The following is a 14,955-nucleotide window of genomic DNA, read 5'->3' as shown; positions in this document are numbered from 1 at the left end:
AAAGGTGATGCCCGCTCGGCGGCGGGCATGACATTGTACTAGTCGTCCAAGCAGTCGTTCATCACCTGGATGATCTTCTTCTTGTCCATGTGCTGGCCAATGAATACCAAGCGGATGATGCGGTCGCCGTACTTTTCGTCCCAAATTTTCTGGAGCTGCGGATTTTCGGCGAGGATGCGCTGCTGTTCGGCCTTGCTTTCGGCGGCGAACCAACGTCCAAAATTCTGGGCAGAGGCCTGCTTACCGGCCTGTTCGAACAAGTAGCTTTCACTGCGTTCATCGCTGAACCACAGGAGACCCTTTGTGCGGATGATGCTCGTCGGATAGTCGTCGAGGAACGCTTCGAACTTTTCGCGGTTCAGCGGACGGTGGTCTTCGAACACGAACGTGCTGATGCCATATTCGTCGCCATGCGGATGGTCCTTGTCGTGGTGGTGGCCGCAGTGGCAAACGCCATGTTCGTGGTCGCAATGGCTGTGGTCTTCGTCTTCGTGGTCGTGATGATGGTGCTCGTGCTCATCGTGGTCATCGTCATGGTCGTGGTGGTGATGTTCATGTTCGTCATGATCGTCATCATCATCGTCATCGTTGTCGTGACCTTCTTCGTTGAGCTTGATAGCCCAAGTACTCGATTCGGCAACCTTGTTGAAGTCGAACTGCTTCGTGTCGAGAATGTCCTTCATGTCGACCTTGCCGTAGTTCGTCTCGATCATCTTGGCGGTCGGCTGCAAAGCCTTCACGATGGCCTTCACGTGTTCCAAGTCGTGCTTGTTGAGCGCGTCAACCTTGTTCAAAATAATCGTGTTGCAGAATTCAATCTGCTGGATGAGCAAGTTTGCGATATCTTCTTCTTCGAGATTTTCGTCGAGGAGCTTTTCGCCACCGGCAAATTCGTCAGCGAGGCGGAGCACGTCCACAACGGCGACGATGTTGTCCAAATGGCAGGGGAGAGGTCTGCCGTCCTTGCTACGGAGCTGGCTACCTGCAAAGCTAATGGTCTGGGCTATAGGAATCGGCTCGCAGATACCGCTAGCTTCGATGAGGATGTAGTCGAACTTGCCCATTTCCAAAAGTTCGGCAATTTGTTCGATCAAGTCGGTCTTGAGCGAGCAGCAGATGCAACCGTTCGAAAGCGGGACAACCTTGCCCGAATCTTCCTTCGTGATGTTTCCGCCCTTTTCAATTAAAGTTTGGTCGATGTTCACTTCGCCAATGTCATTTACGATGACGGCGACGTGATAGCCCTGCTGATTGTTGAGAACGTAGTTGAGGAGAGTAGTTTTGCCGGCTCCCAGGTAACCGGTCAGGAGCGTTATAGGTACTGATTTCATGCGCTAAAATTTACTAAAAAAAGGATTTTTAGGCAATGTGACACGGATTACAGCTTTAGGGCGCATTCCAAATTGTACTATTAAACATCTTGCCTTTTTGTTAAATTTTTAATACATTTGTTTTTAGGGATTGAAGCGAGGGCTTTTGAGCCGAGTTTTATTCCGAAACGAGCTGCTTTGGTTTTCTACCTTTCCTTGAAGGTGGCAGATTGTAGCTTCGCTGTGCTAAATCTTTAATCAAAACAGTTCTGGGCGTCCTTCGGGACGCCTTTCTTATATGTCATGCCGGACCCCGTTCCGGCATCACCTTCTTGTATTGCGAAAAACTATAGATCCAGCGACATTTGATCTTCAGCGGGCTTTGTTGCGCTGCTCGCATCAGCGGGTGTGGCATCTTCGTTCGCGCTCTCGCTGGCATTCGCGATCTGAGCCATAAGCCATGCTTCGTCGTGTACGGGAATTCCGAGCTCGTTTGCCTTGGTGAGCTTGGAACCTGCCGCTTCGCCTGCCAAAACCCAACTCGTCTTTTTACTGACGGAACCGGAAACCTTGCCGCCATTCTCTTCGATGAGTTTGCGCGCTTCATCGCGGTCCATGTTCGGGAGCGTTCCCGTGATGACCGCCGTTTGCCCTTGGAACAATGTTTTGACAACGCCCTTGAATTCCGTCGGGAGTCCGAGCGCTACGAGTTCATCAATTTCATTGGTATAAAGCGGCGTGTGGAAAAATTCGTAAACGGATTTTCCGATGCGTTCACCGACGTCAGTCACGTTTTGCAATTCTTCGACCGTAGCTGTGCGGATTTTTTCGAGCGTGCGGAAATGCTTTGCGATGTTACGGGCACTGGTGCGGCCGACAAAGCGGATGCCGAGACCGTGCAACAGATTTTCGAGACTGCGCTGTTTTGATGCTTGGATGGCGTCAAAGACGTTTTTCGCACTCTTCTTCGCCATGCGTTCCTGCGATTCCAGGTCTTCGAGCGTAAGTCGGTAAAGGTCTGGAATGCGCTTGATTTTGCCAGTGGCGAGGAGGCTTGCGATAAGCGCCGGGCCGAGATTTTCGATGTTCATCGCTTCACGGCTCACGAAATGCTCGAACAGACATTGCACTTGTGCTTGGCAGTGCATGTTTTCGCAGCGTAAAATCACTTCGCCGTCGATGTGTGTCAGTTGCTCGCCGCATACAGGGCATTTTTCGGGAGCCACAACGGGGGAGGCCCCGGCGGGGCGCAGCTCGCGCTTGACGTCGGTGATTTTCGGGATAATCTCGCCACCCTTCTCTACGCCGACTGTGTCGCCGTAGTGCAAGTCAAGCCTTGCCACTTCGTCGAAGTTGTGGAGGGTGGCGCGCTTCACGGTCGTGCCGGCGAGGCGCACGGGTGCGAGATTGGCTACAGGCGTCACGGCACCGGTGCGGCCGACCTGGAATTCTACAGACAAAAGCGGCGTGTAAGCGCGTTCCGCCTTAAACTTGTAAGCGATGGCCCAGCGCGGGCTCTTGCTCGTGCTGCCGAGTTCTCGCTGCTGTTGCAAATCGTTCAGCTTCACGACCATGCCGTCAATGTCGAACGGGAGGCTGTCGCGGCTCGCACCAATCTTCTCAGAAATCGCCATGATTTCATCGACCGTATTGGCGGTCCAATAATCGTTCGTATGGAAACCGAGACGCTTGAGCTGCTTCAAGTTCTCTTCGTGAGTCTTGTTGTTGCTCTGCGGAATGTGGTATGCAAAAAAGCGCATCGGGCGCGTCTTGCATTCGGCAACGCTCTTGAGCTTGAGCGAGCCCGAAACCGTATTGCGGCAGTTCTGGAAAGTCTTCTTGTTTTCCAAGATGAACTGCTCGTTCAAGCGTTCAAAAGCCTCGCGTTCCATGTAGACTTCACCACGGACTTCGAACGTCCCCTGCGGAATCTCGCTCGGGTCAATCTTCAATTTCTTCGCGTCAAAATATTCAGGAATATCTGTAATCGTGAGCGCATTCAATGTCACGTCATCGCCCTGAGCGCCGTCGCCACGCGTCGCCGCCTGCTTCAGACGACCATTCTCGTAAACCACCGAAAGGCTAACCCCGTCGATCTTCCTCTCGCAAATCCACGTCGCTTTCTTGTCATTCCCGGCGCCTGTCCTCGCTTGACGGGGATGACCGGGAATCTCCCTTTCATCCTGAGCGCTGCCTTTCTCGTCATCCTGAGCGCGAATGCGCGAAGGATCCAGTGAAGTCTCGAGACTCGCGATTCCTTCTTCCGCAGCCTTCACAAACTCGCGCATTTCTTCTTCGCTGTACACGTTTGCGATGCTGAGCATCGGCACCGCATGTGCCACCTTCGCAAAATCATTCGTGAGGTCGCTACCGACCTTCTGCGTGAGCGAACCCTTCCCGCGTAGTTCCGGATACTTCGCTTCGAGAGCTTCCATCTCCTTGAGCCCAAAGTCAAAATCCTGGTCGCTCATGGGGGAGACCCCGTCCTTGTAATAAAGACGGCTAGCTTCTTCCAGTTGTTTCTTTAACTCAAAATAGCGGGTACGGTCGATTTCTTTCTGCTCACTCATGGAATGCAATATAGAAAGAGTTTGTGGTGGTCGCACCGAAGGCGCTACACAAACATCTTCACGCCAATGGCAATCAAGATAATCCCGGCGATAAATTCCGGAATCTTGGTCTGGAAACGCTTTGCCGTATGGCGTCCAATCTCAAAACCGATGACGCCCATAGCAAAGCTTGCAAAAGCAATGGCCGAGGTTGCTAAATACATGTTCACATTTACGAATGCAAAAGAAATTCCGACCGCAAAGGCATCGATGCTTGTCGCAATCGACAATAGCAGAATATTGGTTATGGATAAGTTCTTTGCTGCGATTTGCTCACCTTCTTCTTCGCCGGCGTCTCCTCGAACTGCACCCCAAATCATGCGGATTCCCAAAATGCTAAGAATCGCACAGGCAATCGGAGTGCCCACCGCATTGAACCAACGCTCGGCAAAACTGCCCAAGAAATACCCGAGAAGCGTCATGCCTCCCTGAAAAACGCCAAAACTTAGGGCTTGTAAAAATGCCCTGCTGTAACGGATGCTTGACTTGGCTAGTCCCGTAGAAACGGAAACCGCAAAACAGTCCATGGCTTCTACAATGGCGATGACAATGATTTCGATGAGAGTCATTTGTTAAAATGATTGAAATGTTATTTACTGAATTTGTAGCGACCTAAAAGATCAAAATATGTGGCCTTCGGCGAAATCTTTGGTGCTGGGCGCTGCTTGCGAATAGCGGTGGTGTATTCTTCCGGGACAATCATAAAGTATTCTTTGTAGTTGGGGCTCGTAACTTGCACCATATTGTACATTATGGAATAGCCTTTATCGTTTTTTGTGAATTCTAGCTGTGCTCGAATTTCTCCCTCGTCGTCATATTCGGTGCATTTGGAGTCATCTTGCGGGTCTATGACTGTGATGGATTTATATGTGTTTGTCTCGCCCGATTTGTATGTCGATGTGGTTTGGACAACGAGGGTGTCGTTGCTGAAGAATGTTTTTTCTACGGATACTTTGCCTGTACTTGGTTTAATGAAAGTTCTTTCTGCATAATTATCAAGAATCTTTATGATTTCTTGATTTGTCTCTGTTTGTGTAATTATTAGAGTGTCGTTGACCGTTTCTCTTGATATTTTTGCTGATGCACCGTTGTGTAAAAGAGTTAAAGTTCCTTTTTCCCAGTTAAAGGCATAAATGTATCCTGGTGTAGTCGCTTTTTGATGATACTTGAAAATTGTGTCGATGACTCCGTTCTTATAGATGTATTTTTCATCGATTTCGTAAGTCAATTCATTTTGATGTGTGGAATCCAGATAGGGCCTGTTGTTTGAGGCGAAGTAATTGTAAGCATTAATCTCGAACCAAGCCTTGGTGCAAGAATTTGCTGATGCATGAATGGCCAAAAAAGCTAGACAGAGTAGGATTTTTTTCATTTGATTCTCCTGATGTAAAAAATAAAAAAATATATTGTATGTGGAGAGACGCGAACGTTGAACAACAAAGTCGTTACTATAGTTTTTATTGGGTTGTGCTTGTTGCTCCTGCTTTCGGTAGGGGGCTCGTTTTGGGATGGTTCTATCGACCTTCTTTTGCACAATGGCGGTAACTGGAAATTCCCTAAGGCTTTGTTCATATTCTGGATCGGCATGTCGCAGGCTGGGGTCTTGCTCTCGGCTTTTTTGCTTGTCATGAAGGTGAAAATTCACCGGCGCACATCGCTTTTGTTAGAACTTGGTTCTCTTTGCAGCCTGGCCGTTGCGGTCGTTCTACCGCTGCTTTATTCTCGTTCAATCCAAATGAATAGTGATATTCATAGTGACGTTTACAGCATTGGCATTGTCGGCTTTATTTCGCTTTTGTTCTTTGTGACGCATCTTGTGGCTGCCGATTCTGCTGAAGACATGACGCTCTGCAAGGAACTGGCTAAAATCCGCCGCCCGCTGGCATGGATTATCCTCCCGACGGTGTTTTGGGTCGTCTCGGAATTTGCGTTGGATTTCGCTTGTCACGAAAATTCTGTTTGGCAGGGAGCGTTCTTCCCGCTGTACGTGGTTGCAATTGTCTTTTATATGGGGCTAGCAAGTTCAATTGCTCTCCTTTCGTTTGAAAACTATTACAACCGGTTAATTGAACGGTTCCTCCTGCTGTGCAGCTGGTTCATGTCGCTGCTTTTCCTTTGGCTTCTCCTTGTCAAAGGCGAGGGGAGCGTTTTGGCTTTTGTATTTGCCTGCGCTGTTCCGCAGTTGCTGTTCATTGCTGCGGTGCGCGAAAGCTTGTGGGGACGTGTGCTGGTGGTGGCTAGCATCTTTTTTGGCGTGATGCTCAAGTGCGACTTTGTTGTAAATCTCGACGATTTTCATTTCTTCTTGAATGCCACATTTGCAAATGTCAGTCTTATGTTTGCGTGCGGAACTTTGTTCGTGGCTCTTTTCTTTGGGGTGCGTCTATTCCTTTCAAGATTCTTTGAAAATGACGAAATCCTGATCGGCGAAGAGAGCGATAGCTCGGATGGCGAAGTTCCTGAAGCTGTTGAACGTAATTATTACTCGCCATTTTCGGCTCCGGAATTCAAGGTGGTGCGCTTGCCTGTGCTGTGTGGCGTACTCGCGGCTGTCGCTTATGGCTATTTCACTGCAGACTGGGTCAATCTTGCGGGGCCGTTTGGCGCGTACGTAAGTTGCCTCTTGGTCTGCTTGCAACCTTTTGTGCATCTAGGGTTTTCCAGAAAGCGTAGGGGAGGCGGTAAATGAGCGTCTTTGCAAATGCCGTGGCTTGCCTCTTGTGCCTGATCTTTGTGGCGTTTCTCTGGAAAATGAAGGGAATGCTCCGCATTACGCTTGTCATGTTTTTGATTGTCATGACGAGTTGCCTTTACACGGCTTTTGCGGGGAACCTGGCCATACCGACTTTGGAAAATTATCCTTTCCGCATGGTGGCTCTGACGTTCTGTGTATTTACGACGGGACTTCGCGAAAACCGCAGGCGCTTTATGGTGCTTGCTCAGACGTTCTGGCTCTGGGTAGAACTTGTCGGGAATGTTTCGCTTTACCAAGTGGGCGAAGAAGCGCCGTGGATCCGCTTGGCCGCTATTGCCGAGATAGCTCTTGGGTGTAGCTTTATGGCTCGAATTTCAAAGGAAATCGAGTTCGGGCTCATCGTTTTATGGATGGCTGTCTGGATGTTCTTTTAGTGAGTGTCTTCTAGAGGTTGATTCTGATAAGCGGCTTTGTTTGAAAGCCTCTTTTCAAAGTCTTCTCTAGTCAGGGGCTTATCGAAAATGAATCCCTGGATGATGGAGCATTTGGCGTTCTGCAAAAAGTCCAATTGCTTGGTATTTTCGACGCCTTCGGCAACGACTTCAAGATTGAGTTCGTTGATCATGTTGACCATGTTCTTGATGACAACTTCGTCGTGGTGCGTTTCGTCGCCGATATGGTCAAGGAGCGACTTGTCAAGCTTGATGACATTGACGTTCAAGTCCTTGATGGCGGCAAATGTGGAGTAGCCTGTACCAAAGTCGTCAATAGAAACAGAAATGCCGTGCTGGCGCAGCCCGTTCACGAACTTCTGCATGGCAACTTTGTCTTCAAAGTTCGATGTTTCGGTAAGCTCAATTTCAATGAACTTGCTGTCTATCCTGAACTCCTTCATGATGTTGAGGATATCTTCCGTCAGGTGCGGGTTGCTCAAATGGTGTCTAGAGAAATTGGACGAAACGCGGACCGGTTCAATGCCTGCATTTAACCAGGAACGGATGTCTTCGCAAACCTTGCGGAAAACGTAGAAGTCGAGCTTGCAGATCGAAGTTTCTTTTTCGAGAATGGGCAAAAATTCGCCAGGAGGAATAATCTCGCCATTGCGGTTCCAGCGCACAAGAGCTTCACAGCCGCAAAGCTTTTGGTCTTTGACGGATACTTTGGGCTGGTAATAGACAATGAACTCTTTGCGGTTCAGCGCTTCGCGGAAAAGCGAAGAAATCTCTTTTTCGTGGTAGGCATCCTCGAGCATCTTTTGGGTGAAGTAAACGACATCGTTTCCGGGGTGGCGTCTAGCTTCGTTCAGCGCGACAGAACTGCAGTGCATGATTTCGTTCATGGAGTCCTGGGGCTGGATATCGTAAACACCGATGCGGCTCTGGATGGTCAGCGGAATGGACGGCCCTTGTGGAACGGGAACATTTACGTTCATTGAAGACAATGCCTTGACGAACATGTCCCTGTTTTCTTTTTTCACAAGTACAAAGAAGTTGTCGCCACCGAGTCTTGCGATCATTTCGTCATCGCGGCACATCGCCATGACTACATGTGTAAAGGTGGTAATGCCCATGTCGCCCACAGCAGGGGACTTGGACTGGTTGATGTACTTGTAGTTTTTAAGGTTGATGAATAGACCGGCGAAATTGTGTAGCTTGTTCTTAGCCTTGAGTTCGATACTGTGGTGGACGAGCTTAGCTGTATTCGGGGTACCCGTCATCGTATCAGTTTGGCTTGCATAGTGGACGGCGCTCATGAGGCGTGAACGGCCAAGAATGATGAACATGTCATCGCAAATGAGCTTTACGGCCTGGAGTTCGGGATTTGTAAACTTACGGCCCTTCTTGGCTCGTATTTCGATAGTGGCCATGCCGTTTTCACCCGTTCTGTAGGTCTGGATGAGGGGCATGGATTCGTACCCGCTTTGGTCTTCGTAAATAATTCTTTCTTCGTTTAAACCGTTTCGTGCAATGATGGAGCTTGGGGCAATGAGTTTAAGTTTGATAAAGCCTATGTTTAAAATATTACATATAGGAGGAATGGCCGCGCTGATTCGTTTGCTCATCGCTGCCATATCAGGAATATTATCTAAAATCGCATCCCTAAAATCTTTATAAACACTACTGAAAATGACGTAGTCCATTTTCGCCCCTTAAAGTCCACACATTATACACCAATTAAGTGTTCTAAATGTAAATAAAAATTTTTAGAAAGGTTAAAAAATATTTAATATATCACAATATTTTTATTCCATTTTAGAACTACACTTGCCTTGCTCCCAGCCTAGTGAATCGGTGGGAAGAATATGTAGGCGATGATGATGGCGGCGATGACTCCGACTGCATCTGCAATGAGGGCGCAGGTGACGGCGTGGCGTGTCTTTTTAACGCCAACGGAACCGAAATACACGGCGATGATGTAGAATGTCGTGTCGGCTGCTCCCTGGAACATGCAACTGAGGCGACCTGCAAAACTGTCCGGGCCAAGGTTCTTCATGGCGTCGATCATCATGCCGCGAGCACCGCTACCGCTAAGGGGCTTCATGAGGGCGGTGGGGAGGGCGGGGACAACGTCGTTACCGACACCGATAAGACCGAGCAATGCCGAGATGCCGTTCATCACGAGGTCCATTGCACCGCTTGCGCGGAACACGGCGACACCCACGAGAATCGCGACAAGATTCGGGATGATCATCACGGCGGTGTTGAACCCTTCCTTGGCGCCTTCGACGAATGCTTCGTATGCCTGGACTTTCTTGTAGCAGGCGAGGCCGAGAAATGCAACGATGACTCCGAATAGCACAAGACCGCTAATGAAAAGGCTCGTAGTGCCGAGAGCTTCGGCGGTGAGATGGCTAAAGTAGAACATCACGGCGATAACGCAGGCGCTAATGCCGCCAAGCCACATCACGGTTACTGGGTCTTTGAGCTTGATTTTCTGGAAAAAGCTGAGTGCGAAAATGCCTGCGATAGTGCTGAAGAATGTCGAGAGCAGGAGCGGGAGGAACACGTCACTCGGGTTTGCGGCGCCGAGCTGTGCACGGTAAGTCATTATGCTGACAGGAATTAGCGTAAGTCCGCTCGCGTTCAAGACGAGGAACATGATTTGCGAATCGCTCGCGACGGTCTTGTCGTCGTTCGGGTTTAAGTCCTGTAGCTGTTTCATGGCCTTGAGGCCCATCGGGGTTGCCGCATTGTCGAGACCGAGCATGTTCGCGCTGATGTTCATGAGCATGGTGCCCACGACCGGATGGCCCTTTGGAATTTCAGGGAAGAGTCTCGAGAAGAGCGGCTGTACAATTTTCGCCAAAATCTGGACGGCGCCTGCTTTTTCCCCAATTTTAAGGATGCCGAGCCACAAGCTCAAAATGCCCGTGAGGCCAAGAGCGATTTCGAATGCCGTTTTGGACATGTCGAAAGCGCCGAGAATAGCCTTGTTAAAAATGCCGGTATCGCCGAAAGCAAGCCACTGGACGATGCATGCGATAAATGCACCGAAGAAAAACACGAGCCAAATTACATTTAAAACCATGGCTCAAATGTAAGAAAAAAATAGCAGGTTGATTGTCATGCCCGCCTCCGAGCGGGCATCCCCTTTGTCACCCCGGACTAGTTCTCTTTGACCACTTAGAGCTTTGACGCTTTGCGTCAGCATCTTCGGCTCAATCATGACAGTCTGCAAGCAGCCTGTCGCGACGCTCGCCTTGAATGCAACTAGCTCTTACGTGGTCATGATCCGCGTATGGGGACGGGGTCGCCATCTTGTATAGCTATATGCTCACTGCCTTAATTTCCTTGCCATCTTCCAGCGTGTGGATGCTGAACTTGGCGTGGGCTGGCTCGCCATCTTTGGCGGGCGTACTTTCGTACAGCCCGAATGTCGGCGGGTTCCCGCCTTTCGGGAGGCTCGTCGAGCCGGGATTCACGAGAAGCACATTGCGGAAGTTCTTTTCGAGCTTCCAGATGTGCGTGTGGCCGTACAGATACACATCAATTTGCGGCTTTTGCGGAGCATCGGCTTGAGACTGCGCCGTGGATTGCGCCGCTCCCGTAGATTCGATGGCGTTTAGCGCATCTCTCGGGAAACATTCCGGCATAAAGATGTGCCCATGGCTCATGAACAAGTGGAAACCGCAATCTTCAACGACCTTGTATTCGTTTTCGATAGGGAAGTCGAGCATCATCAAATCGACATCGGCATCGCAGTTGCCGCGAACGGCGACAATTCTGTCTTTGTACGGCGCAAGCGCTTCGACGACTTGCATGGGACCATGCCCTGCCGGGAGCGGGTTTCGCGGACCGTGATAGAGCGTATCGCCCAACAAGAAAATCTTGTCGCAGTTGAACTTTTCAAAGAACGAGAGTGCCTGCCTTGCTGCCAAGGCTGAACCATGAATATCGGAAAGAATTAATGCGCGCATTGTTATTCCTATTTCACCGTAATCATCGGGCTCGTTTCGCTCAAGAGGTAGTTCCATTCTTCGCGAATCTTGTCGTATTCGCTTGGATCGGCGTAGAGAGCAAACGTGGTCCACTTGATGCCGCTAGAAGTCTTGGACTTCGGCTGCTTTTCGAAGCTCACGTAATCCGGGGCGCGGTTAAGCGGCTTTGCTTCGGTGAGCGATACCGAGTGCCCACTAGCCGTCTTGATGTTGAGCTTGAAGCTGAACTGCGTTTCGTGCGGCATGCGGATGGGGTGGTGGCGCTTTGCAACCTTCGGGAGCTTGAAGAGGCTACGTTCCCAGACGTTCGGGAAACGTCCCTTGAGTTCGGAACCGCCCTGACCAAAGTAACCCTTGGAAAGATACGTGTTCACGATGATGAGTGGCTTGTTGAACTGGTCGAGATTCTGGATGCGGATGTTGCCGATGCTCACGTCCGGCACGCCTGCGGCGAGGAACTGTTCCAAGAGCTTTTCCTGATCCTTGACGTCGCGGCCAAAGAACTTGTTACGGATGGCACTGGCGAACTTGCCCTGAAGCTGCACGGAATCGCGGAATTCGCATTCGCCGTTAGCGCCGATGAACAAGTCGTGCTGAATAGCAATCTGGTGTTCCTGATTGTCTTCGAGAATCGGCGTTGTCACCACGTGGCTCTGGTCGCCGTCAATTACGAGGGCAACTTTGCCTTCCATGTCGAGCGGAACCGGGCGATCGTTGCCCGTCTTGTCGGTCGCATCAACCCAGCGTTCGCTAATCTTCCCTTGCTTCGGGATGTAGAGGATCATGTGGTTGAACTGCTGGATGGTCGGCAAGTGCGAGAAACCTTCTTCTGTGAGGTGGATGGCCGTGAGGTAGCTCTTCACGCCAATCGCTTCGAGCATGTCCTTGAGCAAAAGTGCCATGTCCTTGCAGTCGCCGCGGTGTTCCTTGAGAGTCACTTCTGCGGTCTGCGGAATCAGGCTGTGGCCGCCGAATCGCACATCGCGGTAGCGGATGTCTTGACGGACAAAGTTGATAATGGCCTTGACGGCTTCATCGCCAATCTTGTTGCCGCGTACTTCAAAAGCTTGTTCGCGAACCTTAACGGCCTTCTTGAACTGGTGGCTGATGAGGTTCTGGTAATCGTCACCAACGTCGCGCCATTCCTGCTTACCTGTGAGCATGAGGCCTGCGCCGAAGTCGCGGTACACCGGCATATAAAGTTCCTTGCGGACAATGACCGGGTTTTCAATCTTCCATTCAATGCCGCCCTTGATGGCGGTCTTTTCGAGCGGACCGTATTCTTCGGTGACGAAGCGAGTCGTGTCAGCGTAAATGCGGAACACGGATTCTCCGACCGGCACATCGCGGCTGCTTTCGTAGTTCGTGTACGGAATCATGCCCTTGTTTTCAAGATTCGTGCGGCTGAACTGCATGTAGATAAAGTCACCTGGAGCAAGTTCCGAAAGCGGGAAGTGGGCGGTCTGGCTTTCGTTACCACCGCCAATTTCAGTCGCGTATGTAATATAGGCTCCGTTGAGTGTTGCCTTCTGCTTGAGTTTCCAGTTGCTGTCGTAAACTTCGAGCGCGTTCAAGAAAATGCGGTCGTAGCCCGGCAAGAAGTCGAACGTGAATTCGCGATAAATGGCGGCACCGCGCTGGTCCAGAACTTCGAGGAGCATTTCTTCGCTACGGACCCAGTTGGCGTTCTTTTCTGCCTTGAGAGATTCCTTCTGGTAATGGATTACGGCAGGGAAGTCACCTTCCGTGGCTGTCTTCTTGGCTTGCGGGCGGAGGAGAGTCTTCAAGTCTGCGACACGTTCTTCAACGGGCGTAATTGGCTTTTGGAGCGTGCGGTTGTCTGCCTTGCCGAGGTAAGCCTTCGTGGCGGAGAGGAAACTCTTGGCATCTTCGTTATCCGGCTTGAGGGCGAGGGCCTTGGTAAGTGCCTTTTCGGCATCGCGGTAATTGCGGCTGTAGAACAAAATCTTGCCGTGCATCGTCCATACTTTATAATCATTCTTGGCCTTGGCGAGCGTTTCGTCGCTGATAGCGCGGGCTTCTTCGTAGCGTCCGAGGAACATGAGGGCATCCATGAGCGTTTCGCCAAGTTCCTTGCTCATGCCAAAGCGACCGCGAATGCCGTACAAGATATCGACGGCTTCGGCGTACTGGTCAAGTCCCATGTATGTCTTTGCGAGGTAAACGCCAAGGCGGGAACTCGGCTGCGTATCGAAAAGTCTCTGCACCACAATGAGGGACTGGTGGCGCTGTCCCAAGCCCCAGAGGGCATCGCTCAAGTTGATGACGTATTCCGGATTGTTTGGGGTGTAGCGGAGGGCCGCTTCGGCGCATTCGCGGGCGTGACCGTAGTCGAACAAAGCTTCGTACATTTCGCCGAGAATGGAGAGCAATTTGCCGTTCTTGCGAACAAGATCCATCTGGCTTGTGAAATAGCTGATGCCTGGACCGTAAAGTTCCTTCATCTGGTACACAAAACCACAGTTAATTAAATATAGTGGTTCTTCCGGGTCCATCTTGTTGGCGCGTTCAAAGTAGCTGAGGGCGACAAACGGCTGGTCTTCGAGCAAACGGAGGATGCCGACCTGGCTCATGACAGCTGCGTTGAACTTGTTCTGCTTCTTTTGGGCTTCTGCATCGCTTGCCATTTTGGGCTTTTCGCCGACCTTGAGGCCGCTAATCGCGTTCTTCATGACGGATGCGTATTTCTTCTTGTTGATGCCCTGCGTCCAGGTGGCGATCAAGATGCCGCGTCCATTGTCGTAGAAATATCTACCTGTATAATAGAAGTCAAATTTATTGACGACGTGGGTGAGCGTGAATTCCTGGGCGTAGCGGTCGCCGACCTTGACTCGCTGGACTTCAAAGCTAGCCTCGTTCATGGAAAGTCCAAGACGGCTTAAGAGCACCTTGAACATATCTTGTTGCCCGACTTCGTCGCCCGGGACAATTGCTCCGTACACAAAAAGCGAAATGTCTTCTTTCTTGTTGCTGAGCACCAAGTCCGGGTCTTCGTTCTGGCGGGCGACACCCGTCCAGTTGTGCCAAAGCGTATCGCTTGTGCTCCAGGAATAGCCGAGGTCTGCGCTGGCGTGCTGCATGATGCGTTCGGCAGAAAGTTCCGAGACTTCTTCTTTCACGACGTCTTTCAGCTTGAACGTTGCAAAGAAGTCTTTCCATTCTTGCTTGAGGGCGCCTGCGGGGAGCTGCGTGTCCGTTGCGGCAAGCGTGAGCGTGAAGGTGCGGTTTCCGGCGCCAATCACGAGACCGACGGCTTCGTAGGGCGTGTCGTAGCGTTTGCCGGCCACATCAAAGAATGCACCGGTGGTGCCAAAAGCTTCTTCCGGGTAAGTTTCGGCGAGTGTTGCCTTCTTGCCGCTCGATTCGAACGACTGCATTTCGATTTGAGCGCGGTCCATGAGGCGGAGCGGTTCACCTTCGGGGAGGGTGACTTCCACGAGGACGGCGCGGCGTCCAGTCTTCGGATTATAAAATTCGTAGGGGGCGTTGTCTTCGCCACCGATGATTGTCCATCCGTTGTCTGGCGCGGTAAACGTATAACCGCTCGTTTCGATGGTGCCGCCGGTGGCCCTGGGCGTAACCGTTTCTTCGGAAGAGTAATCGATGTCGGAGGATTCCTCGTTGTACGAATTATCTTCTGCGGAACCCGAAACTTCCGTTGCGGGGGAGGTGTTTACATCGGGGGTGTTACCCGCGCAAGAAATCAGGAAAAAAAGCCCGAATGCCACTGTCAGGCGGGCAAGCAAATTCTCTTTTTTTACAAACGAATAACGCATAATAATCTCGGGATAAATTGTTTAACACCCTAATTTTAGAAAAATAGGATACGCCTAAAGTAGTGTCTTGCGATACAAACAAGAATAATCTGATTATCCTTTCCTA

10 protein-coding genes are annotated in these 14,955 nt (G+C 50.7%); 2 read left to right on the top strand and 8 right to left on the bottom strand.

Annotated elements, in window-relative coordinates; genetic code table 11:
* Window positions 1-38: 38 nt before the first annotated feature.
* The 4 genes from CRN95_RS00660 to CRN95_RS00645 all read right to left on the bottom strand — a co-directional run bounded on the left by CRN95_RS00660 (window position 39) and on the right by CRN95_RS00645 (window position 5,564).
* Window positions 39-1,331 carry a GTP-binding protein gene (locus CRN95_RS00660; protein ID WP_088629543.1) on the bottom strand — a complete coding sequence of 431 codons (1,293 nt, stop codon included), beginning with the start codon at window positions 1,329-1,331 and terminating at the stop codon, window positions 39-41.
* A gap of 326 nt (window positions 1,332-1,657) precedes the next feature.
* Window positions 1,658-3,880 carry an NAD-dependent DNA ligase LigA gene (ligA, locus tag CRN95_RS00655; protein ID WP_097019802.1) on the bottom strand — a complete coding sequence of 741 codons (2,223 nt, stop codon included), beginning with the start codon at window positions 3,878-3,880 and terminating at the stop codon, window positions 1,658-1,660.
* A gap of 44 nt (window positions 3,881-3,924) precedes the next feature.
* Entirely contained in the window at window positions 3,925-4,488 is a 564-nt protein-coding gene (locus CRN95_RS00650) for a manganese efflux pump MntP family protein (protein ID WP_088629544.1), read from the bottom strand.
* Between the two features lie 20 nt (window positions 4,489-4,508).
* Complete coding sequence (locus tag CRN95_RS00645; protein ID WP_141099832.1) at window positions 4,509-5,564, bottom strand: hypothetical protein; 1,056 nt, start codon at window positions 5,562-5,564, stop codon at window positions 4,509-4,511.
* A gap of 90 nt (window positions 5,565-5,654) precedes the next feature.
* Here CRN95_RS00645 and CRN95_RS00640 point away from each other — a divergent pair, with 90 nt between their 5' ends.
* Both CRN95_RS00640 and CRN95_RS00635 read left to right on the top strand, forming a co-directional pair.
* Window positions 5,655-6,608 (top strand): hypothetical protein, encoded by a 954-nt coding sequence (locus tag CRN95_RS00640; RefSeq protein WP_141099833.1) that lies wholly within the window; start codon window positions 5,655-5,657, stop codon window positions 6,606-6,608.
* Window positions 6,605-7,048, top strand: coding sequence for a hypothetical protein (locus CRN95_RS00635; RefSeq protein WP_088629547.1), 444 nt, complete (start codon window positions 6,605-6,607; stop codon window positions 7,046-7,048). The genes CRN95_RS00640 and CRN95_RS00635 overlap by 4 nt, the downstream gene beginning before the upstream one ends.
* Here CRN95_RS00635 and CRN95_RS00630 read toward each other — a convergent pair.
* The 4 genes from CRN95_RS00630 to CRN95_RS00615 form a co-directional block, all read right to left on the bottom strand.
* Window positions 7,045-8,754 carry a bifunctional diguanylate cyclase/phosphodiesterase gene (locus CRN95_RS00630; RefSeq protein WP_088629548.1) on the bottom strand — a complete coding sequence of 570 codons (1,710 nt, stop codon included), beginning with the start codon at window positions 8,752-8,754 and terminating at the stop codon, window positions 7,045-7,047. The two genes, CRN95_RS00635 and CRN95_RS00630, sit on opposite strands and share 4 nt — an antisense overlap.
* Before the next feature lie 140 nt (window positions 8,755-8,894).
* Window positions 8,895-10,142: a nucleoside recognition domain-containing protein gene (locus CRN95_RS00625; protein WP_073424398.1), complete on the bottom strand. Its 1,248-nt coding sequence runs from the start codon at window positions 10,140-10,142 to the stop codon at window positions 8,895-8,897.
* 238 nt (window positions 10,143-10,380) lie between these two features.
* Entirely contained in the window at window positions 10,381-11,031 is a 651-nt protein-coding gene (yfcE, locus tag CRN95_RS00620; RefSeq protein WP_088629549.1) for a phosphodiesterase, read from the bottom strand.
* Between the two features lie 8 nt (window positions 11,032-11,039).
* Window positions 11,040-14,849 (bottom strand): transglutaminase domain-containing protein, encoded by a 3,810-nt coding sequence (locus CRN95_RS00615; protein ID WP_088629550.1) that lies wholly within the window; start codon window positions 14,847-14,849, stop codon window positions 11,040-11,042.
* Window positions 14,850-14,955: the final 106 nt, after the last annotated feature.

Origin of the sequence: Fibrobacter sp. UWB16 (assembly GCF_900215325.1) — a bacterium.
In the GTDB taxonomy this organism is placed as follows: Bacteria; Fibrobacterota; Fibrobacteria; order Fibrobacterales; family Fibrobacteraceae; genus Fibrobacter.
This window is presented reverse-complemented; position numbering and strand designations above follow the sequence as displayed.